Genomic DNA, 21,993 nt, shown 5'->3' with positions numbered 1-21,993 from the left:
CTCGCGTGGGCCGGCCGGGTCCGCGGTGGACCCGGCCGGCGGTCTCAGCCGGTCTCGAAGACCACGTCGACCCAGTAGTGGTTGCCCTGGTGGCTGTTCGTCGGGAACCCGGAGCCGACCTGGTACAGGCCGTTCGGGGCGCCCTCGGCGGTGGCCGGCGCGGACAGCGGCGGCGACGTCACGGTGTAGCCCGCGAAGTAGCCGTGGTTCACCGAGTAGTGGCCGTTCGGCACGGTGTACGAGGCGACGTACGTCGTGCCGGCGGTCACCGTCAGCGGCGTGTCGAACGTCAGCGTCTGCCAGCCCGTCGCGGTCTCGTTCGTGAACGTGCCGGTCTTCAGCGGCAACCCGTCCGCCGACCAGACCGTGCCGGTGTGGGTGCCGGTGTTCCCGGCTCCCTTGTAGAACTTCACCCCGGTGATCCGGCCGTCGGCCGTCGGTGTGAACCGCACGCCCATCTCGTACGCCCCGCTGTCGTCCGCCGACGGCACCGTGGGCACCGTCGCCGCGCTGACCAGCGAGCACGGGCAAGTCTGACTGGTCGCCGCGGTGAACGACCAGGTCAGTGGCGTGGCCATGATGTTGCCACCGAGGTCGGCCGCCCGCACGCTGACGGTGTACCGGGTGGCCGCGGCCAGCGGTGCGGCGGGCGTCCAGACCACCGTCTGCTGGTCGGCCGACCGGGTCAGCGTGCCGTCGAGCTTCGCGCCACCGGGGTCGCTGACCGCGAACTGCGTGTTGGTCAGGTCGATCGGCTCGTCGAAGCTCGCCGTCACCTGGGTGGTGAGCGAGACGTCCACCGCGTCGGTCAGCGGGGTGTGGCCGGAGCTGACCGGCGCCGTGGTGTCGCTGTTGGGCGTGTAGACGACGTCGACCCAGTAGTTGTTGCCCTGGTGGGACGTCGTCGGGAAGCCGCCGCCGGTCTGGAACACGCCGTTCGGGTTGCCCTCGCCGGTCTGCGGCGCGGTGAGCGGCGGCGCGTTGACGCCGGAGGCCTGGAAGTAGCCGTTGTCGATCGAGTAGTGGCCGTTCGGCGCGAAGTACGACGCCGTGTAGACCAGCCCCGGCGCCACCGTGACCGGCGAGGGGAAGGTCAACGTCTGCCAGCCGTTCGCCGTCTCGCCGGTGAACGTGCCGGTCGCCAGGCGGACGCCCGCGGACGACCACAGCGAGCCGGTGTGCGTGCCGGTGTTGCCCTCGCCCTTGTAGAACTTCACGCCGGTGATCTGGCCGCTCTGCGTCGGGATGAACCGCACGCCCAGCTCGTACGCCCCGTTGTCGTCGGCCGACGTGGTGGTCGGCACGGTCGCCGTGCTGAACAGCGAGCACGGGCAGGACGCCGTGGTGGACGCGGTGAACGACCAGGTGGCGGTGGACGTCATCGCGTTGCCGTTCACGTCGGCGAGCAGAACGCTTGCCGTGTAACGGGTGTTGGGCTTCAACGCGCCGTTCGGCGTCCACGTCACGGTCTTCTGGTCACCCGAGAGCGCCACCGTGCCGTACAGCTTCGCGCCGCCCGGGTCGGACAGCCAGATCTGCGTCGACGCCGGGTCCATCGCCTCCGAGAAAGCCAGCGACAGCGAGGAGTTCAGCCCCACGTTCGTCGCGTCCGGTCCCGGCGTGCGGTTGTCCAGCGTCGGCGGGGTGGTGTCGCCGTTGAGGCCGTTCTTGTAGATGACGTCGACCCAGTAGTTCGCCGCGTTGAACGACGACTGCGGGAACCCGCCGCCGACGCCGTAGCGGTAGACGCCGTTCGGGCCGTCGATGCCGTTGGACAGCGCACGCATCGCGCCGTAGCTCGCGCTCTGCCCGTTGAAGTAGCCCGGTGTCACGGCGTAGTGGCCGTTCGGCGCGTAGTACGACACCACGTAGGTCGTGTTCGCCTGCACCACGACCGGCGAGGCGAACGTCAGTGTCTGCCAGCCACTCGCGCTCTCGTTGGTGAACGTGCCGGTGCCCAGCAGTAGGCCGCTCGACGACCACAGGGAACCCTTGTGCGTGCCGGTGTTGCCCGCGCCCTTGAAGAACCGGACGCCCAGCACCTCGCCCTTGCCGTTGAAGCGGACCTTCGTGCCCAGCTCCACCGGGGTGCTGTCGTCGGCGCTCGGCGTCGCGGGCGACGCGAAGTCGTCCCACACCGTGCACGGGCAGGTCGCCGGGCGGTTCGCGCCGGTGGTGAAGGACCAGTTGTGCAACGGGGTCTCGTTGCCCGCCGCGTCCTTGGCCTTCACGCTCGCCGTGTAGGTCGTGCCGGTGGTGAGCGCGGCGTTCGGCGTGAACTGGGCGGTTTTCCCGTTGCCCGTCACCGAAGTGGCCCCCGCGACCGACCCGCCCGGACCGGTCAGCGTGAACTGCACGGTGCCCGGGTTGACGGCCTCGTCGTAGGTCACGCTCAGCGTCGGGTTGAGACCGACGCTCGCCGCGCCGGCCAGCGGGTTGGTGCTCACCCGTTCCGGCGCGCGGGTGTCCGGGCCGGGGTCCGGCGCCCACACCACGTCGACCCAGTAGTTGCTGTCCTGGGAACTGCGGTCCGGGAAGCCCGCGCCGGAGCGGAAGACGCCGTTCTGGCCGGCCACGCCGGTTTGCAGGCCGGTCAACGGCTCCAGGTACCGGGAGCTGCGGCTGAAGTACTCGGTGTCGACCGAGAAGTGCCCGGTCGGCGACAGGTAGGACACGATGTAGGTGGTGTTGCCCGACACCGCGACCGGGACCGGGAACAGCAGGGTCTGCCAGCCGGACGCGGTCTCGTTGACGAACGTGCCGGTGGCGAGCTGCTGCTGCCCCTCGTACGACCACAGGGTGCCGGTGTGCGTGCCGGTGTTGCCCGGTCCCTTGTAGAACCGGACACCGCGGACGTAACCGTCGGTGTTGGCACGCCACTTCACGCCCAGCTCCAGGGCGGAGCCGTCCAGGATGTCCGGCGTCTTCGGGGTGTCGTTGTCGGTCCACATCCCGCACGGGCAGGTCCGGGTCGCGACACCGGGCGAAGCAGCGGCCGGGGTGGACAGGTTCAGCGAGTCGTCCACGGCGCGGACGCGAAGCTGCGCGGGCCCGGACGCCGGAGGCGTGTAGGTGTAGCTCCACGCGGTCTGGCCGGCCTGCCACACCGCCGGGTGCCAGCGCACGCCGCCGTCGGTGGACACCTCGACGCCGGTCACCTGGCCCGCGTCGGTCACGGTGCCGGAGAACGTGTACGGCTGGCCGACCTTGGACAGCACCGGGACGCTGGTGTAGGTCACGGCCGGCGGCGTGGTGTCACCGGACGCGGTCGCCTGCACCAGGCCGGGCATCAGCGTCGAGGCCTGGACGCCCATGTCGGCCAGGAAGTTCACCGTCGCCTGCTGCATCCGGATGTCGGAGGTCGGGGTGTTGGTGAGGAAGGCGTGCTCGTCGTCCACGCCCCACGCCCACTGCACCGTGCCCGCGCCGAACACCAGCGCCCCGGACGGGTACTTGTAGTAGGTGATCGCGTGGGTCTTGGTGTCCGGCGTGTAGTAGTCGCCGTGGTTCTGGAGCACGTACGGGCCGTCGAGCATGGCGACCGTCGTGCGGGAGAACTGGCCGACGCCCGCGGGCTGGTAGCCGTTGTCCTCCACCGTGTTCCACTCGTAGCCGAGCGTGCCCGGCTGGAACGTGTAGGTGGTGCCGGCGGCCATGCTCTGCAACGACGTGTGCCGCCACAGCCGCATCTTGCCGTACGCGGCCGGCACCTGGAGCGAGTCGTCGCGCCGGCCGTTGACGGTGAAGATGTTGCCCAGCAACGAGTTCTCCGGCCGTCCGCCGTCCTGCGGCGGACTGTAGCGCGGGTCGCGCCAGGTGCCGGTCCAGTCGTTCAGGCCGTCGTTCTGGGTGCCCTTGGTCTCCTTGTAGCAGGCGACCGTGCGCCAGTCCGTCTGGGAGGAGTCGATGCTCTTCTCCCAGCGGGTCTTCCAGAAGATCTCGTTGCCGGTGAGGAACGCCAGGTGCACGCCCGCGTCCCGGGCGGCTTCGACGTTCGCGCGCTGCTCGTTCGACCAGTACTCGTCGTGGCCGACGGCCATGAACACCTTGTGGTTCTTGATGAGGTGGCCGCGCCGGGCGCTGTCGACGTCCGTGGTGTAGCTCATGTCGTACCCGTTGCGCTCCATGAACCGGAGCATCGGGTACTCGGCGTTGAAGATGAAGTTCTCGTCGCCGTCACCACCCGTGTACGGGCGGTTGTAGCTCACCTTGTACGCCTGCCCGCCCTGGCCGGGGCCGTCGCCGAAGTACAGCGAGTTGCCGCCGTAGCGGTTGTAGGCGACCCACGTCGAGTCCGAGGTCTGGAAGAGGATCTTCGACGTGCTGGTGTCGTCGCGGATCACGAACGCGATCTCGTTGCGCAGGCCGTTGTCGTTGCGCGTCACGCGGGCGTAGTAGAGGCCCGAGACGGCGTCCGCCGGCACGTTCCAGGTGACCGACACGGCCCAGTTGCCGCAGTCGATGAGAGCGCTCGGCGTGTCGCGCAGGCACGGCGGCTGGTTCTGCGGGGTGTTGCGGGACACCGAGCCGACCTGACGCGCGCCGACGCCGCTGTACCAGCCGAGCCGGAAGATGTCGACGGTGTAGGAGGACGCGTTCGTCAGCATCTTGAACGCCACCTGGCCACCGGGGGTGGCGCTGATGTCCGTCGTGTAGCCGAGGATCGAGTCGTCGCGGGACGAGACCTGCCAGTCCGGCGTGCCGGATTTGGTGTTCTCGCAGAGCACCTTGTTGACCACGGGGGCGTCGCACGGCGCGGCATTCGCCACTGTGGCCGTCAGGACGACAAGAGGTGTGACACAACCGGTCACCATGAGCACAGCGCACAGCGTCCTGACAAGACGTCTAACCGGCGACGTCATCGGCCACTCAACTCCTCGAACGCTCAGTAGCGCGGTAGTCACTACTCCCCGTAGTGCAACCTTCGTTGCCTCGGAAGTCGGTGAAAAATGTGAAGGTGTTAGCACAAAGGTGATCTCGATTGGATGACGACGCGAGACCGGACCTCGTAGTCACTCCGCGTGGTCAACAATGACGTCGGAAGGTCCGGTGGCCGGGCCCTGCCCCCGGCCACCGGGTTCCTGCCGACGCGGCCGACCGCTAGGCGGTGGCGGCGTGCAGCGCCTCGACGACCTCGTCCTGCTCCTCGTCGGTCAGCCCGACGAAGTGCGGCAGCAGGATGTGGTCGGCCGCCACCTTCTCCGTCACCGGCAGCGACGGGGTGGCGTCACCCGCGTGGTACACGGGCTCCAGGTGGCACGCCGTGATGCGCCGGGTGGCGACACCGCGCTGTGCCATCGCGTTCATCACGTCGATCCGGGCGTGGTCCGTCAACCGCACCAGGTACGACTGGTACACGTGCCCGAACCCGGCCGGCTCGTGCGGCAGGATCAGGGAGTCGTTGCCCGCCAGCAATTCGTCGTAGCGGGCGGCCAGGGCGCGGCGGGTCTTCACGACGTGGTCCAGCTTGCCTAGCTGCACCACGCCGACCGCGGCCTGGATGTCGGTCATCTTGTAGTTGAAGCCGACCTCGTCGTAGCTCTCCGAGATCACCGCCGTCGACGTGTGCCGGGTCAGCGTGGAGATCGAGGCCGCGTGCGCGCGCAGCGCCTTCAGCTTCGCCGCCACCTCGGCGTCGTCGGTGGTGACCACGCCGCCCTCACCGGTGGTGAGGATCTTGCGCGCGTCGAAGGAGAACACCGTGATGTCGCTGATGGTGCCCAGCCGGACGCCGTCGATGGTCGCGCCGTACGCGGGCGCCGCGTCCTCGACCAGGTGCAGGCCGTGCTTGCGCGCGATCTCCTTGAGTGCGTGCAGGTCGGCCGGCAGCCCGATCTGGCTCGCGGGCATGATCGCCTTGGTGCGCGGCGTGATCAGCCGCTCGACGTGCGCCGGGTCGATGTTGTAGGTGCGCTCGTCGATCTCGGCGAACACCGGGGTGGCCCCGGTGTAGCGGATCGAGTTCGGCGTCGCGATGAACGTGAACGACGGGCAGATCACCTCGTCGCCCGCGCCGATGCCCAGCGCCGCGAGCGCCAGGTGCAGGCCGGTGGTCGCGCTGTTCACGGCCACCGCGTGCTTCGCGCCGACCTGCTCGGCCACCAGCTCCTCGAACTTCGCCGCGCGCGGGCCGACCGACAGCCACCCGGACAGCACCGCTTCGGCCGCGGCGTCGGCCTCTTCCTGGCCGACGTACAGGCGGGTGATCGGAATCATCTAGCGAACTCCTTGCAGCGTCTGATTGCCGACTCCGTCGGCGGTCTCCTTCTGCCACCAGGCCACCAGGTTGGCGAGTCCCTCGTGGAGGGACACCCGGGCTTCGAAGCCGAGCTTCTCACGGGCGGCCTCGGTGCTCGCGAGCCGGCGGGGCACCGCGTTGACCTTGCGCTCCGGGCCGTGCTCCGGCTTGAGGTCCGTGCGGCCCATGACGTCGAGCAGCGCGTCGGCGAGCTGCGCGAGGCTGGTCTCGACCCCGGAGGCGACGTTGAACACCTCGTCGGTGGCGTCGGTCTTGGCGGCCAGCACGTTCGCCCGCGCGATGTCGGAGATGTAGACGAAGTCCATGGTCTGGCTGCCGTCGCCGAGGATCAGCGGCGGGGTGCCGGCGGCGATGCGCTCCATCCAGCGCACCAGGACCTCGGTGTAGACGCCGAAGACGTCCATCCGCGGGCCGTACACGTTGAAGTAGCGCAGGGCCACGTAGTCCAGGCCGTACATCTCGTTGAAGCTGCGCAGCAGGCCTTCGTTGTAGACCTTCGCCGCGCCGTAGAGCGTGCGGTTGGCGTACGCGTGGTGGCTCTCCTCGGTGGGGAACACCTCGGCCAGGCCGTAGATCGAGGCCGACGAGGCGGCGACCACCTTGGACACGTTCGCCTGGACGGCGGCTTCCAGCACGTTGAACGTGCCGGTGGCCAGCACGTCGTGCGCCAGCCGGGGCTCCTCGGCGCACTGCGTGATGCGGATGGCCGCCTGGTGGAACACCAGGTCGACACCGTCCATCGTGGACTTGACGGTCTCGGCGTCGCGGAGGTCGCCCTCCACGAACTTCACCGCGCCGGCGGCGAGCGGCCCGGCCAGGTTCTCCATCCGGCCGCGCACCAGGTTGTCCAGCACGACGATCTCGGCGACGCCCTCGTCGAGCAGGTGGTCGGCGATCGTCGAGCCGATCAGGCCCGCACCGCCGGTGATCAGGACACGTGCGTCACGCAGGTTCACGCTGTTTCTCCATAGTGGAAAGCCGGGTTGGCCAGGTACGTCGCCAGGCTGGGGTTCGTGCTGTCCTTGGCGGACAGGGTCGGGTTCTCGATCGGCCACGGCACGCCGACGTCCGGGTCGTCCCACGCCAGCAGCCCCTCGGCCGCCGGGTGGTGGAAGCCGGTCGTCTTGTACTGCACCTCGGCGATGTCGGAGAGCACCGCGAAGCCGTGCGCGAACTCCGGGCCCATCAGTAGCTGGGTGCGGTTGGTCGCGGACAGCTCGATGCCGAACCACCGGCCGAACGTGGGCGAGCCGGCGCGGATGTCGACCACCACGTCCCAGATCGCGCCGACCGTGCAGCGGACCAGGCGGTGTTGGGGCGCCAGGGAGTTCTGGAAGTGGAAACCACGCAGCACGCCCTTCGCCGACCGGGAGTGGTTGTCCTGCACGAAGTCCAGGTACAGGCCGTGCTGCTCCCAGCGCCGCTTGCTGTAGGACTCGAAGAAGAAGCCGCGCTCGTCCTCGAACCACTCCGGCTGGATGACGAACACGCCTTCGATCTCGGTCGGCGTGACCGTCATGTCCATGCCCTGCTTAGGGGCCGCTAGCCCAGTCATGCAACCGCCTCTTCCAACTTCGCGGAACCGATGTCCCGCACGGTCACGAACTCGCCGCGAGCCGCCAGGCTCGCCGACGCCGCTTCCAGGATGGCCAGCACCCGCAGCCCCGACCAGCCGTCGGTCAGCGGGGCCCGCTTCTCGGTGATCGACGCCGCGAACTCCGCCATGACACCGCGCAACGCCTCGCGTTCGGGCAGCGCGGGCGCGACGGTGTCGCCACGCCGGTAGGAGATGATCGCCTGCGTGCGCTCCTCGTCGCCCTCGATGACGTCCGCGCCGCGGTCGTGCACCGAGATGCGCTGCACGACGTTCAGGTCGTCCCACACCACGGTGCGCCGCGAGCCGCCCACGATCATGGTGCGGATCTTGGTCGGGGACAGCCAGTTCACGTGCACGTGGGCCAGCACGCCGTCGGACAGCTCCAGCGTCAGGTGGCCGATGCAGGCGCGCCCCGCGCCGATCGGGTCCGACCCGTGCGCCGAGACGCGCACCACGTGCACGTCGTCGGGCAGGATGGCGTCGAAGATCGACAGGTCGTGCGGCGCGAGGTCCCAGAGCACGTCCACGTCCGGCTGCACCAGGCCCAGGTTGACCCGCACCGAGTCCAGGTACTGGACGGTGCCGATCTCGCCGCCCCGCACCAGCTCCCGGAGGTGCTGCACGGTCGGCGTGTAGACGAAGGTGTGGTCGAGCATCAGCGTCAGGCCGCGCGCCTCGGCTTCCCGCACCAGCTCCAGGCCCGCGGCGTAGCCGGCCGCGAGCGGCTTCTCCACCAGCACGTGCTTGCCGGCGCGCAGCGCGGCCATGGCGACGGGCAGGTGGGTGGCGGCGGGCGTGGCGATCGCCACCGCGTCCACGGCAGGGTCGGCGAGCACGTCGTCCAGCGAGTCGGAGACCCGCACGGTCGAGTAGTCGCCGAGCACCCGGCGGGCGCGCTCGGTGTCCAGGTCGCACAGGTAGCGCAGCTTCAGGCCGGGTGTCGCCTGGGCGTTGCGCACCAGGTTCGGTCCCCAGTACCCGGCGCCGATGACGGCGATGCCGATCGGCTGGTCCATCTCCATCTCCTTGTCGCCGCCTCCGCTGGGAGACGTACGTAGGCGGGTCATCAGTAGGCCCCCTGGCCGCCGAAGACGGCCCGGAAGGTCTTCCAGAGGATCAGCGCGTCCAGCGCCAGCGACCAGTCCTCGACGTAGCGCAGGTCGAGCCGGACGGATTCCTCCCACGACAGGTCGCTGCGCCCGGAGACCTGCCACAGGCCGGTGAGGCCGGGCTTGACCAGCAGGCGGCGGCGCACGTCCGGTGCGTACTTGGCACTCTCCTCCGGCAGCGGCGGCCGGGGTCCGACCAGCGACATCGAGCCGGCGAGCACGTTGAGCAACTGCGGCAGCTCGTCCAGCGAGTAGCGGCGCAGCACCCGGCCGACGGCGGTGACCCGGGGGTCGCGCTTCATCTTGAACAACACGCCCGCGCCCTCGTTCACCTGCGCCAGCTTCGCGCGCAGCGCGTCGGCGTTGGTGACCATGGTGCGGAACTTGACGATCGTGAACGGCTTGCCGTCCTTGCCCACGCGGCGCTGCTTGTAGAGCACCGGTCCCCTGGTGTCGACCATGATCGCCACCGCGACCGCGAGCAGCACCGGCGCCAGCAGGCAGACCAGCAGGAACGCCCCGACCTTGTCGACCAGGGTCTTGATCACCCGGCGGAACCCGGTGAACGACGGCTCGGTGACCCGCAGCAGCGGCATACCCAACACGCCGGTGACGTGCAGGCGCGGGCCGGCGAAGTCCATCAGGGCCGCCGCGACGACCATCTCGGCCCCGGTGCCCTCCAGGTCCCACGCGAGCTGCTGGAGCCGACGCGGCGTCCAGTAGGCGTCCGGCGTGACGGCCACGATCCGGTAACCACCCCGGCGCACCTGCTCGGCCAGTTCGCCGAACCGGCCCACGACCGGGGTGCCCTCCAGCTCCACGCCGATGTCCGCACGGCCGTCCACAGTGCACACCGCGTCCACCCGCCAGCCGAGGTGCGGCGCGCGCCGGGTCCGGCTGATCAGGTCCTTGACGGTGTCCACGTTGCCCGCCGCGAGCACCGGCAGCAGGCACTTGCCCTCGCCGCGCGCCCGGTGCAGCGGACGGCGCAGCGCGTAGCGGACCGGGAACGCCACCAGCGCGATCGCCGGTCCGACGAGGAAGACCCACAGGCGTGCGCCGGGCAGCCCGGCGGCCAGCGCGCCGAGCCCCAGCGCGACGACCGAGCCGATGAGGCCCCGGCCGAGCCGGCGGAACTCCTCCGCGCCCTGACCGAGCACGGTGGTGTTCCACGCCCGGTTGAGGAACAGCGACCCGACGACGATCGCGACCGTGACCGCCTCCAGGGCGAGCAGCGGCAGCGGTCCGAAGGTCAGGTGGTTGGCCGACAGCACCGCGCCCGCGAGCACCACCACGAGGATGGTGCAGACGATGTCCGCGGCGATGACGCCGTACCGGTAGGCGGGCTCCCAGCTATTGACCGTGGGATGGGTCGTGCGGTTGGTCGTCGTCACCCCCGCGACCGGTCTGCGTCGCGTGGGTTGGACCTGCTCGCTCATCGCTGTGCTCCCCCGGTTGGGCCGGTTCGGACGTGCAACATCGCAGGGCATCCCCCGACGGACCCGCGTGGTGTGTTCGGCAAATGTGCGGTCGGCGTTTTAATCGCCTCGGCTAACCGTCATTCGTCAGGCCGGGCCGGCGCGTTACACGGACAGTGAACAAGTTCCCGGATGGTGATTCCTGAGGCCACCCTGTCGAGCACCCAGGAGGACCGCCGGGTGACGTGCGGTCACCCTTCGACGGGGCCAGGAAACTCCGGCCAGTGCCAGGTGAGCCCTGTCCACAGTGGCCGGCAAGCAGCCGTCGAGCACGGGCGGGCAGGATCATCGAATCTGGGACGGCTTCCGTTACACCCGGTTTCCCGGCGGGGCCGGCACCGTCCGAAAAAGGCCCTAAGTCCCTAAGCGAGGAGCCTGCGGGTGGTACCCCGACATCACCCATTCACAGGCCGGTGGCGACTATTCGGCGCAACGGTCCGGCCACTTCCCGTCACCACCGCACAAATGCCGCCGCCACCCGGTGGATGATCAGTGACTTACTTCACTCAGCGCGCACAATGGCGGCCTGAGGGTCACGCCGGCGATCGACGGGGCGCACGGAAGTGCCGGCGGGTGGGCGGACTCCGTGTGCCGACTGTCGACACACAACCGACGGGGGCTCGCATTCGGCGTGACCGACGCCACGCCCGGTCGCCGATCTTGGAACACGCGTCGGACTCCCGTCTGGTCCCCTCGAACCGTTATCGGTTCGCCACCAGGCGGGCCTTCTCGGTCCCGACCGAGATCACGTCGCCGTCGTGCAGTTGCGCGCCCCGCCGCTCCTCGACCCGGCCGTTGACCGTGACCTCCCCGTCCTCCACCAGCTCGCCGGCGTGCGCGCCGTTCTCCGCCAGTCCCGCCAGCTTGAGGAACTGGCCGAGCCTGATCATGTCGTCGGAGATCTCGACCTCGCGGATGCGCATCGCGCCATCATCGCGCAGCACAGACCGCGCCGTTCCAAGGGTCCTCGACGAGGAGCCGATCCCGGCCCCCTGCCGGAGCCGGAACGGGTCCTACGAGGCCTGCGCGACCTCTGACCGCAGTTCCCCGAAGACGGTGACGAGGTCGGCCAGCCGGTAGTGGGCGTTCAGCCCACTGGGATTGGGGAGCACCCACAGGCGGGACCTGGCGATCGGCTCCGGCTGGGGACCGATCCGCGCCGTGCGGCGGTCGAACGCCGTGCGGTAGGCGGTGATCCCCACGATCGCGACGACCTTCGGCCGGTAGGCCGCCGCCAGCTCGGTCAGGCGTGCGCCGCCGGCACGGAGTTCCTCCGGCGTCAGCTCGTCGGCCTTGGCCGTGGCGCGGGTGGCCAGGTTCGTGATGCCGAGGCCGTAGTCGAGCAGTTCGGCCTGCTCGGCGGGCTTCAGCAGGCGGGGCGTGAAGCCGGACAGGTGCAGCGCCGGCCAGAACCGGTTGCCCGGCCGGGCGAAGTGCTGTCCTCTGGCGGCGGACAGCAGGCCCGGGTTGATGCCGCAGAACAGCACGTCGAGGTCCGGCGCGAGCACGTCGGGAAGGATCACGCGGGCACCCCCGGCACGCCGTCGACCCTCATTCCGGGGTCTCGCCGGACTTGCGGCCCTTGAGCCGCAGCGCCACCGCCGCCCCGACCGCCACCAGGAGCAGCGCGCCGACGACCCACACCCAGACCGGCAGACCGCCGTCGTCCGTGGCGGCGGACCGGGTGGCCGGCGGGTCCGAGGCGAACGCGGAGATCGTTACCGCGGTGGGTTCGCTGGTCGGCGGCGTCGACGTGCCGTCCTGCGCGGTGGTCGGGGTGCCCGGCTGGGGAGCCGGGGTGGGCTGGACGGCCGTCGCCGGGGCAGTGAGCGAGAAGGTGGTCGAGCCGCTGACGTAGTCGCCGTCCAGGGCGACGACCTGCCAGTTCAGCACGTACTGGCCCGGCGGGGCCGGGTCCGGCGTGACCGGAACGGTCAGCGTCGCGCCGGACACCGACGCCTCGCCGGACTTCCACTGGGTGCCGTCCGGGACGGTGACGGTGACGGTGGCGCTCTCGGCGGGCACCGGCTCGCTGAAGGTCAGCGTCAGCCGGGATGGTGGCTGGGGCAGGGTGGCCCCGTCCGCCGGGTCGCTGCTCAGCAGCTCGGTGTGGGCGGACGCCGGGGGCGCCGCGCCGAGCAGGGCGAGCGTTGCCAGGAGTGCCGAGAGCGCCAGTCGCTTCATAACGGACAGTTCTACCGGGTCTACCGGGTGGGCTGCTGCCCCTGTCCGTCGCCCTGGTTGCCGGGGTTGCCCTGGTTGCCCTGGTCGCCGCCCTTGTTGTTGCCGGGTGGCTGCTGGCCATTGCCACGGCCGCCCCGGCCGTCGTTCTCCATGATGGTCTGGGCGGTGTTGTCGCCGTTGGAGACGACCATGACCTGGTCGCCCGTGGCGAGGCTCTGCACGTTGCCCTGTCCGCCGTTGACCCGGGTGTCGTCGGTGATCTGGTAGGTCTCGGTGAACCCGTCCGTGCTCTTGACCGTGATGGAGGAGTCGCCGACCTCGGTGACCTCGCCGTTCTGGAACTCACCGTGCGCGGTGTCGCCGAACGGTCCGGGCCCCATCACCATCAGGCCGTTGCCGCCCTTGCCGTTCATGCCGCCCATCTGGGCCGCCTCGGAATTGCCGGCGGCGTAGATGACCCCTCCGCCCACAGCGGCGATCCCCACGGCCACCGCGACCGCGATCAGTGTCTTGCGAGGGGTCCAACTCGGTCCGGGAGCGGCGGCCTGCGGTGGTGGCTCCTCACCCCAGGTCGGGTTCTCGGTTTCGGTAGTCATGGGGCCACGCTCCCGACGAACCCTGTGCGTGAGCTGTGTGACCGTTGGGCACGGGCTGTGCGTGTCTTAGGTGGTTGGTGGTTGGTGGTTGGTGGTTGGTGGTTGGTGGTTGGTGGTTGGTGGTTGGTGCCGGTGGTTGGAGACCCGCGCGGTTGGGGCTGTGTGCAAGCACAGCGGTGGGCCTCGTGTTCTCCCGTATGGCCTGGGCGCAGCCCAACCGCGCGTGTCAAGGGGTCCGGAAACACAAAAGAGGCACCGCCTGAGCCTCCCCGAGGGCCCCTTGACGCGTGTGGTTGCCTCTGGCAGGCCATGCGGGAGGACACGACGCCCTTCCCTCCCCGGAGGCCTGCCCAGCGGCGAGCGTTGCTTTTGATCTTTTGATCTTGAGGCGGTCGCGATCGCGCTGGGTCGAAGGGCTTCAAGCGTCCTCGCCGGACCGGCAGGCCGCCAAGGAGGAAGGGCAAGGCGTCGTGTTCTCCCCGTATGGCCTGGTCAAAGACCACCACCCTTGTGCTGGGAGTGCAAGCGAAAAGCGTGCTTGCACTCCCAGCACAAGCGCGGTCCCCTGCGGGCAGGCCATACGGGGAGAACACGAGGCCCCTTCTCTGTGCTCGCGCACGCCTCGGGCTGCCGGGCTCGCGCAAGCCTCAGGTCGGTGGGCTCGCGCAAGCCTCGGGTCGGTGGGCTCGCGCAGGCCTCTTGCTGCTGTGCTGGCGGGGTTGGTGTGAGCGGGCTGGCGGTGTTCACAGGTGGTACACAGGGTTGGCACAGGGTGGGCTCAAGAGGTGGTTTCAGGATGTCGGGTATGCGTTCCGTTGCTTCTCCTGAGCTTCGTCGGGCCGATGGGAGTCCGGTTCGGGTTCTTGTCGTTGATGACGAGTCCACTTTGGCCGAGTTGATGTCCATGGCTCTGCGGATGGAGAAGTGGGAGGTTCGCACTGCGCTGGACGGATTGTCCGCTGTTCGGGTCGCCCGGGAGTTCCGGCCGGACGTGGTCGTGTTGGACGTGATGTTGCCGGACCTCGACGGGCTTGAGGTGTTGCGGCGGATGCGGGCCGATGTGCCTGGGTTGCCGGTCTTGTTCCTGACTGCCAAGGATGCTGTCGAGGATCGCATCGCCGGGTTGACGGCTGGTGGGGACGACTACGTCACCAAGCCGTTCAGTCTCGAAGAGGTGGTGTTGCGGTTGCGCGGGTTGTTGCGGCGGACCGGGGTCGCGGAGGCTACTGCGGGCACCGAGTTGGTCGTGGGGGATCTGGTGTTGGACGAGGAGACCCGTGAGGTGCGGCGGGGTGGGCAGGCGGTGGAGTTGACCGCCACCGAGTTCGAGTTGTTGCGGTTCCTGATGCGGAACCCCAAGCGGGTGTTGAGCAAGGCGCAGATCCTCGATCGGGTGTGGAGTTACGACTTCGGTGGGCAGGCGAACATCGTGGAGCTGTACATCTCGTACCTGCGCAAGAAGATCGACGTCGGGCGTGCGCCGATGATCCACACGATGCGGGGCGCGGGGTATGTCCTCAAGCCTGCACCCTAAGCGGTGGTCGTTGCGCGCTCGGCTGATCGTCGAGCAGGTGGTGTTGATCGCCATCGTCTGCGCCGGTATCGGGGTGGTCACCGGGTTCGCGTTGCGGGACTTCCTGGTCGGTCGGCTCGACCAGCAGTTGTACGAGGCCTCCGCGCGGGTGGAGCGCTTCGGCCCGCCGATGCCCGGTCTGCCGCCGCCCAGTCCGTTGGACCGTCCCGGGTTCGGGCCCGGCACCCTGGTGGCGTTCGTCCGGCCCGGACTGGTCGACGCCGCGCGGCTCAAGCCCGGGGGTGACGATCCCGAGAACCTGCCCACCGCGGAGATGGCACTGCTCACGTCCGTGCCGGCGGACGCCAAGGCCCACAGTGTGTTCCTCGGCGACGAACTCGGCGACTACCGGGTCCTGGCGGTGAAGACGCTCGACGGCACGGTGATGATCACCGGTCTGCCGTTGGCCGAAGTGGACAACATCGTGCTGCGCATGGGGCTCATCCTGGGTGGGGTGGCGTTGGCCGGGTTGATCGCGGTGTCGATGGCCGGGGCGTTGATCGTCCGGAAGACCCTGCAACCGCTGGAGCGGATGGCCGCCACCGCCGGTCGGGTCGCCGAACTGCCGTTGCACCAAGGAAAAGTAGCGTTGGCCGAGCGCGTGCCGGCGCAGGACGCCGACCCGGACACCGAAGTCGGCCAGGTCGGGCTGGCGTTGAACCGCATGTTGGACCACGTCGGCAACGCGCTGGAAGCCCGGCACGACAGTGAGATGCGGGTGCGGCAGTTCGTCGCGGACGCCAGTCACGAGTTGCGGACGCCGTTGACCGCCATCCGGGGTTACGCCGAGTTGACCCGCCGCACCACGGACGAGGTGCCGAAGGAGATCGGTCACGCCATGCGCCGGGTCGAGTCCGAGGCGGTGCGGATGACCTCGTTGGTGGAGGACCTGCTGCTGCTGGCCAGGCTGGACGCCGGGCGGCCGTTGGCACGTGACCGGGTCGACCTGTCCAGGGTGATCGTGGACGGGGTGAGCGACGCGCGGATCGCCGGGCCCGGCCACGACTGGCGGCTGGAGCTGCCGCCCGAGCCGGTGACGGTGAGCGGTGACGAGCACAAGTTGCAGCAGGTGTTGGCGAACCTGCTGTCCAACGCCCGCACCCACACCCCGCCGGGGACCACCGTCACGACGGCGTTGCGGGCGTCGCGCCGGCAGGTCGAGTTGACGGTCGCCGATGACGGGCCAGGGATTCCGGCCGACCTCCAGCCCGAGGTCTTCGAGCGGTTCGCGCGTGGTGACACGTCGCGGTCCCGGGCCGCCGGCAGCACGGGGCTGGGGTTGTCGATCGTCGCGGCGGTGGTCGCGGCGCACGGGGGCGAGGTGTCGGTCGTGAGTCGGCCGGGCAGCACGAAGTTCACCGTCCGACTCCCCCGCTGAGGCGGTGCGCCGGACGTCGGAAGCGCACAGGCGGCTCACAGGGTAGGCACAAGGGACGCCCAGGCTGCGCCAGCACGCTCGGCGTCATGCGAGCGCGACTACCCCTGTTGCTGTTGCTGGCCGGGACAGCGGTGCTGTACCTGTGGCGTCTGGGTGATTCCGGATGGGCCAACGCCTACTACTCCGCCGCCGCCCAGGCGGGCGCGGAGAGCTGGCAGGCCTGGTTCTTCGGCTCCACGGACGCGGCCAACTCGATCACCGTCGACAAGACGCCGGCCGCCACCTGGGTGATGGGGCTGTCGGCCCGGCTGTTCGGCGTCAACGCCTGGAGCATCCTCGTCCCCCAGGCCCTGATGGGCGTGGCGAGCGTCTGGCTGCTCCACGCCACGGTGAAGCGGACCGCCGGTGAGGCGGCCGGGCTGATCGCGGGCGCGGTGCTGGCGTTGACGCCCGTCGCCGTGCTGATGTTCCGGTTCAACAACCCGGACGCGTTGCTGGTGCTGCTGTTGATCCTCGGCGCGTACTGCACGGTCCGGGCGGCGGAGCACGCGTCCTGGACGTGGTTGGCGCTGGCGGGCGCGGCGGTGGGGTTCGCGTTCCTGACCAAGATGCTCCAGGCGTTCCTGGTGTTGCCCGCGTTCGGGCTGGTGTACCTGTTGGCCGCGCCGACCACCGCGGTGCGCAAGGCCTGGCACCTCGCGGTGGCGTTGGGCTCGGTGGTCGTCGCCGGCGGGTGGTGGGTGCTGGCGGTGGAGCTGGTGCCGGCCGGCGCCCGGCCCTACATCGGCGGGTCGCAGCACAACAGCGTTCTCGAACTCACGTTGGGGTACAACGGTTTCGGACGGCTCACCGGGGACGAGGTCGGCAGTGTCGGCGGCGGCCGGGGGTGGGGCTCGACGGGGTGGAGCCGGCTGCTCGGCACGGAGATGGGCAGTCAGATCGCGTGGCTGCTGCCCACCGCCCTGGTGCTGCTGATCGCCGGGTGCTGGGCGGCGGGCAGGCGGCAGCGGACGGGGCTGGTGTTGTGGGGCGGGTGGCTGATCGTCACCGCCGCGGTGTTCAGCTTCATGAACGGCATCATCCACGCGTACTACACGGTGGCCCTCGCGCCGGCGATCGGGGCCATCATCGGCATCGGCGCCACGGCGTTGTGGCATCGGCGGCAGGAACCCGTTGCGGCGGCGGCGCTTTCCGGCGCGCTCGCGATCACGGCGCTCCAGTGCTACCTGCTGCTGCTCGACTGGTCGGCGGGACTGGCCGCGACCGTCCTCTTCCTCGGGCTGCTGGCCGCCGTCGGCCTGTTCCTCTCCACGACCGCGCCGCCGGCGGTCGTCGTGCCGGTCGCCGTGGTGGCCGCGCTGCTCGGGCCGGGCGCGTATTCCGTGGCCACCGCCGCGACGCCGCACTCCGGCGCGATTCCCAGTGCGGGGCCGAACAGCGGGATGCCCGGCGGGCCGGGTGGCGGCGGTGGCGTCGTGTTGATCGGGCCCGGCGGCGGACCCAACGGCGGCGGCCTGCTCAGTGCGCCGACGCCGGACGCGGCACTGGTCGAACTGCTCCGGAGCAACAGCGGCAAGTACACCTGGGCCGCCGCGGCGGTCGGGTCGAACAACGCGGCGGGCTACCAGTTGGGCAGTGGTGTGCCGGTGATGGCCGTGGGCGGCTTCAACGGCACCGACCCCGCGCCCACGCTGGAGCAGTTCCAAGCGCATGTCCGAAGTGGACAGATCCACTACTTCGTCGGCGGGGCCGGGATGCGCGCCGAGACGGGCAGCGACGCGTCCGCGCGGATCGCCGAGTGGGTGCAGGACAACTTCGAGGTCACGACGGTCGGCGAGGTCGCGGTCTACGACCTCACAGCGGGCGCACAGCGATGACACACCAGGCGCCCAGCGAAGCGCCAGAGGCTGACCTCATGTCACTCGCGACGCTCACGACGACCCCCGTGCTCGACGTGGTGGTCCCCGTGTACAACGAAGAACGCGATCTCGCGCCGTGCGTGCGCAAGCTGCACGCCGACCTGACCCAGACCTTCCCGTACCGGTTCCGCGTCACCATCGCCGACAACGCCAGCACGGACGGCACCTGGTCGGCCGCCGAGGAGTTGGCGGCCGAGTTCGAGAACGTGGTGGCGGTCCACCTGGCCGAGAAAGGGCGCGGGAGAGCGCTGTCGAAGGTGTGGTCGGCCTCGGACGCCCTGGTGCTGGCCTACATGGACGTGGACCTGTCCACGGACCTCGCCGCGCTCGCTCCGTTGGTCGCGCCGCTCATCTCCGGCCACTCGGACGTGGCGATCGGCAGCCGGCTCGCCCGCGGCGCGCGGGTGGTGCGCGGGCCGAAGCGCGAGTTCATCTCCCGCTGCTACAACCTGATCCTGCGCGGCACGCTCGCCACCCGGTTCTCCGACGCCCAGTGCGGATTCAAGGCGATCCGCGCGGACGTCGCCCGGCGGCTGCTCCCCCACGTCGAGGACACCGGCTGGTTCTTCGACACCGAACTGCTGGTGCTGGCCGAACGGGCGGGCGCGCGCATCCACGAGGTCCCGGTGGACTGGGTGGACGACCCGGACAGCCGGGTCGACCTCCTGTCCACCGCGGTGGCCGACCTCAAGGGCGTGGCACGGGTCGCGCGTGGCCTGTTCACCGGCCGCATCCCGATCGGCGAGCTGCGCGCGCAGCTCGGCCGGGAGCCGCTGGAGCCGGACACCCCCGGCGTGCCGAGGGGGCTGTTCCGGCAGCTCGTCCGGTTCGCCACCGTCGGCGTCGCCAGCACGCTCGCCTACCTGCTGCTGTTCGTGTTGCTGCGCAACGGCTTGGGCGCGCAGGGCGCGAACCTGGTGGCACTGCTGGCGACGGCGATCGCCAACACCGCCGCCAACCGCCGCTTCACGTTCGGCGTGCGCGGCCGGCACGGCGCGGCCCGCCACCAGTTCGAGGGGCTGCTCGTGTTCGGCCTCGGGCTGGGCCTCACCAGCGGCTCGCTCGCCCTGCTGCACCACTTCTCCACGCCCGGCGGCGCGGCCGAACTGGCCGCCGTCGTGGGGGCCAACCTGCTCGCCACCATCCTGCGATTCCTGTTGCTGCGCAACTGGGTCTTCCGAAACCGTCCTCTGGAGTCCACCCCATGACCGCCACCCTCACGGCGACTTCCCCCCACGCGGCCGAGCCGCGCCCGAGCCGCAACTGGACGACGCCGGCCCTGGTCGTGCTGCTCGCCGGCACCGCGGCGCTGTACCTGTGGAACATCACCGATTCGGGGTGGGGCAACAGCTACTACTCCGCCGCGACCCAGGCCGGCGCGCAGAGCTGGACGGCGTGGCTGTTCGGCGGACTGGACGCGGGCGGGGTCATCACGGTCGACAAGCCGCCCGCCGCGCTGTGGGTGAGCGGGCTGTTCGCCCGGGTCTTCGGGTTCTCCGGCTGGACCGCCCTCGCGCCGCAGGCGATCGAGGGCGTGCTGGCGGTGTGGCTGCTGTACGCCACGGTGAAGCGCACGTCCGGCCCGGTGGCCGGGCTGCTGGCGGGCGCCGCGCTGGCGGTGACCCCGGTGGCAGTGCTGATGTTCCGGTTCAACCTGCCGGACGCGCTGCTGGTGCTGCTGATGGTGGCGGGCGCGTACTGCACCGTTCGCGCGCTGGAGAAGGCATCGTGGAAGTGGCTCGCGCTGGCCGGTGTGGCGGTCGGGTTCGCGTTCCTGGCCAAGATGGGGCAGGCGTTCCAGGTGCTGCCCGCGTTCGCGGTGGCCTACCTGGTGGCCGCGCCGACCACGCTCGCCAAGCGGTTCCTGCACCTGCTGGGCGCGGGTCTCGCGGTCGTCGTGTCGGCGGGGTGGTTCATCGCGCTGGTCGAGCTGTGGCCGAAGGGGTCGCGGCCGTACATCGGCGGTTCGGCGAACGACTCGCTGTGGCAACTGGCGATGAGCTACAACGGACTGGGCCGCATCTTCGGCGGCGGGCGTCGCGGGATGACGGTCGGCGACGGCAACGCGAACCTCGCCTTCGGCGGCGACGCGGGCATCGGCCGGCTGTTCGGCGCCAGCATGGGCGCGGAGGTCTCGTGGCTGCTGCCCGCCGCGATCATCGGCGTGCTGGCCGGGCTATGGTTCACGCGCCGAGCGCCGCGCACCGACCGCACGCGGGCCGCGTTGTTGTTGTGGGGCCTGTGGGTTCTGGTCAACGGCCTCGTGTTCAGCCTCATGAGCGGCATCACGCACCCGTACTACACGGTGGCCGTCGCGCCGGGCGTGGCCGCGATCGTGGCCATCGCGGGCCGGGAGATGTGGCGAGGACGGGCGCACCTGCCGGTCCGCTTGTCGCTCGCGGTAATGGTCGCCGCGGCCGGGTTCTGGGGTTTCGCGCTGCTCGACCGGGTCTCGGAGTGGCTGCCCGCGATCCGGTGGACCGTGCTGGCACTGACCGTCCTGGTCGCCACGGCGATCGTCATGGGCGTCAAGCGGACCGCCGCGATCACCGCGGTCACGGCCCTGCTGTCGTCGGCGGCGTTCGCCGTCGCCACGGCCGCGACCCCGCACGGCGGCTCCATCCCGATGTCCGGCCCGGCCGAGGTCTCGGCCGGACCGTCGGACGGCGGCTCGGACGGTGGCGGCCAGGTCCAGCTCTCGGGCGACGGCAGCAACGCCTCCCCCGAAATGGCCGCCCTGCTCAAGGAGACCACCGGCACGTGGGCCGCCGCGGTGGTCAGCGCGCAGGCCGCCTCCGACCTGTCCCTGGCCAGCGGCAAGGCCGTCATCGGCATCGGCGGCTGGAGCGGCGGCGACCCCGCGCCGACGCTGGAGGAGTTCCAGCAGTACGTGCGGGACGGCCGGATCGGCTACTTCGTGTCCGGCGGGCGGATGGCCGGGCCGGGCGGCGGCAACAGCGACATCGCCGCCTGGGTGGCCGACAACTTCGAGGCCACCACGGTCGGCGACTGGACCGTCTACCGGCTCAGCTAGCCCGTTCCGCCTCGACGGGGCGGTGGCCGTGGACTTCGGCCGCGACCGCCGCCCCCTGCTCCGCCTGGCCGATCCACGACCGGTACATGATGGCCGCCGCGTACGGCAGGAAGTCCCTGCCGCGCCGCCAAAGCCACGGGATGCCCTTGAACACCAGCCACGCCGCGTGGTGCACCGGGGTGACCCGGAGACCGCCCGTGCAGTCCAGGCTCACCGGCCGGACGACCTCGCAACCCTGTTCCGCCAACCGGTTCGCGAACGCCCGCGCCAGCTTCCGGTGCCCCAGCTCGGACGGGTGCAGCCGGTCCACCGCCCAGGTGTCCAGCGAGTAGGCGCCGTCCATCAGGTTCAGGTCCACGCACCCGACGCCGTGCCGCCGCACCACCGCGTCGATGACCCGGTTCAGCTCCTCGATCCGCGCGGACAGCGCTCTGCGCAACGCGCCCGGCAGCCGGAACACCCGGCTGTGGTCGTGGAACCGCACCGTCACCACCGCCGCGCCCACCGCCACCAGCTCGCCGACGATCGCGTCCAGATCCTCGTGCAACGTGACGGCGTCGAAGTCCGAGCGCAGCGTGTCGTTCATCCCCACCAGCACCACCGCCGCGTCCGGACGTGCCCGCAACGCTCCGGGCAACTGCTCGAAGCGGACCGACGCCACCCGCGCGCCGGTGAACGACGGGTTCAGGTAACGCGCTTCCGGAAAAGACGCCGCCAGCAGCGGACCCACGCCCCGCCACCCACCGCGGACCGGGTCGCCGACCCCGACCGTCGTCGAATCCCCCAGGACCACCAGGCTTCGCACCACTTCGGCCACCCGATGACGATCGCGCAGCGACGTGTCCACCCGGGAAAAGCCGGCGGAA

General features: G+C 70.4%; 16 protein-coding genes. 5 read left to right on the top strand and 11 right to left on the bottom strand.

Features of this window, described 5'->3' with window-relative positions:
• Window positions 1-44: 44 nt before the first annotated feature.
• From ACQPZF_RS13970 to ACQPZF_RS13925, 10 genes are all read right to left on the bottom strand, one after another.
• Window positions 45-4,862, bottom strand: a complete 4,818-nt coding sequence (locus ACQPZF_RS13970; RefSeq protein ID WP_433271825.1) for a DUF4082 domain-containing protein — start codon at window positions 4,860-4,862, stop codon at window positions 45-47.
• A 238-nt stretch (window positions 4,863-5,100) separates the two neighbouring features.
• Window positions 5,101-6,216 carry a DegT/DnrJ/EryC1/StrS family aminotransferase gene (locus ACQPZF_RS13965; RefSeq protein ID WP_433271823.1) on the bottom strand — a complete coding sequence of 372 codons (1,116 nt, stop codon included), beginning with the start codon at window positions 6,214-6,216 and terminating at the stop codon, window positions 5,101-5,103.
• The gene (locus ACQPZF_RS13960; RefSeq protein WP_433271822.1) at window positions 6,217-7,215 is read right to left on the bottom strand and encodes an NAD-dependent epimerase/dehydratase family protein; all 999 of its coding nucleotides are present in this window, start codon (window positions 7,213-7,215) and stop codon (window positions 6,217-6,219) included.
• Window positions 7,212-7,814 (bottom strand): dTDP-4-dehydrorhamnose 3,5-epimerase, encoded by a 603-nt coding sequence (rfbC, locus tag ACQPZF_RS13955; RefSeq protein ID WP_433271821.1) that lies wholly within the window; start codon window positions 7,812-7,814, stop codon window positions 7,212-7,214. The genes ACQPZF_RS13960 and rfbC overlap by 4 nt, the downstream gene beginning before the upstream one ends.
• Window positions 7,811-8,872 (bottom strand): Gfo/Idh/MocA family protein, encoded by a 1,062-nt coding sequence (locus tag ACQPZF_RS13950; RefSeq protein ID WP_433271820.1) that lies wholly within the window; start codon window positions 8,870-8,872, stop codon window positions 7,811-7,813. Before ACQPZF_RS13950 ends, rfbC begins: the two co-directional genes overlap by 4 nt.
• Before the next feature lie 50 nt (window positions 8,873-8,922).
• Complete coding sequence (locus tag ACQPZF_RS13945) at window positions 8,923-10,404, bottom strand: sugar transferase (RefSeq protein WP_433271819.1); 1,482 nt, start codon at window positions 10,402-10,404, stop codon at window positions 8,923-8,925.
• Window positions 10,405-11,144: 740 nt separating this feature from the next.
• On the bottom strand, window positions 11,145-11,366 hold the full coding sequence (locus ACQPZF_RS13940; protein WP_433271818.1) for an RNA-binding S4 domain-containing protein: 222 nt from the start codon (window positions 11,364-11,366) through the stop codon (window positions 11,145-11,147).
• Window positions 11,367-11,456: 90 nt separating this feature from the next.
• On the bottom strand, window positions 11,457-11,963 hold the full coding sequence (mug, locus tag ACQPZF_RS13935) for a G/U mismatch-specific DNA glycosylase (RefSeq protein ID WP_433274550.1): 507 nt from the start codon (window positions 11,961-11,963) through the stop codon (window positions 11,457-11,459).
• Between the two features lie 31 nt (window positions 11,964-11,994).
• Entirely contained in the window at window positions 11,995-12,627 is a 633-nt protein-coding gene (locus ACQPZF_RS13930; protein WP_433271817.1) for a copper resistance CopC family protein, read from the bottom strand.
• A gap of 20 nt (window positions 12,628-12,647) precedes the next feature.
• The gene (locus ACQPZF_RS13925) at window positions 12,648-13,223 is read right to left on the bottom strand and encodes a hypothetical protein (protein ID WP_433271816.1); all 576 of its coding nucleotides are present in this window, start codon (window positions 13,221-13,223) and stop codon (window positions 12,648-12,650) included.
• 796 nt (window positions 13,224-14,019) lie between these two features.
• Between ACQPZF_RS13925 and ACQPZF_RS13920 the strand changes: the two genes are divergently transcribed.
• From ACQPZF_RS13920 to ACQPZF_RS13900, 5 genes are all read left to right on the top strand, one after another.
• The gene (locus tag ACQPZF_RS13920; RefSeq protein WP_433271815.1) at window positions 14,020-14,757 is read left to right on the top strand and encodes a response regulator transcription factor; all 738 of its coding nucleotides are present in this window, start codon (window positions 14,020-14,022) and stop codon (window positions 14,755-14,757) included.
• Window positions 14,758-14,767: 10 nt separating this feature from the next.
• Window positions 14,768-16,174, top strand: coding sequence for a sensor histidine kinase (locus tag ACQPZF_RS13915; RefSeq protein ID WP_433271814.1), 1,407 nt, complete (start codon window positions 14,768-14,770; stop codon window positions 16,172-16,174).
• 86 nt (window positions 16,175-16,260) lie between these two features.
• Entirely contained in the window at window positions 16,261-18,051 is a 1,791-nt protein-coding gene (locus ACQPZF_RS13910; RefSeq protein WP_433271812.1) for an ArnT family glycosyltransferase, read from the top strand.
• The gene (locus ACQPZF_RS13905) at window positions 18,048-19,301 is read left to right on the top strand and encodes a glycosyltransferase (RefSeq protein WP_433271811.1); all 1,254 of its coding nucleotides are present in this window, start codon (window positions 18,048-18,050) and stop codon (window positions 19,299-19,301) included. Before ACQPZF_RS13910 ends, ACQPZF_RS13905 begins: the two co-directional genes overlap by 4 nt.
• Entirely contained in the window at window positions 19,298-21,127 is a 1,830-nt protein-coding gene (locus tag ACQPZF_RS13900) for an ArnT family glycosyltransferase (RefSeq protein ID WP_433271810.1), read from the top strand. The genes ACQPZF_RS13905 and ACQPZF_RS13900 overlap by 4 nt, the downstream gene beginning before the upstream one ends.
• Here the strand turns inward: ACQPZF_RS13900 and ACQPZF_RS13895 are convergent.
• Entirely contained in the window at window positions 21,120-21,944 is an 825-nt protein-coding gene (locus tag ACQPZF_RS13895) for an SGNH/GDSL hydrolase family protein (protein ID WP_433271809.1), read from the bottom strand. The genes ACQPZF_RS13900 and ACQPZF_RS13895 overlap by 8 nt on opposite strands.
• Window positions 21,945-21,993 lie beyond the last annotated feature (49 nt).

The organism is Actinosynnema sp. CS-041913 (assembly GCF_050942485.1).
Classification (GTDB): domain Bacteria; phylum Actinomycetota; class Actinomycetes; order Mycobacteriales; family Pseudonocardiaceae; genus Actinosynnema.
Note: the sequence above shows the minus strand (reverse complement) of the source record. Positions and strands in the feature narration are given on the sequence as shown.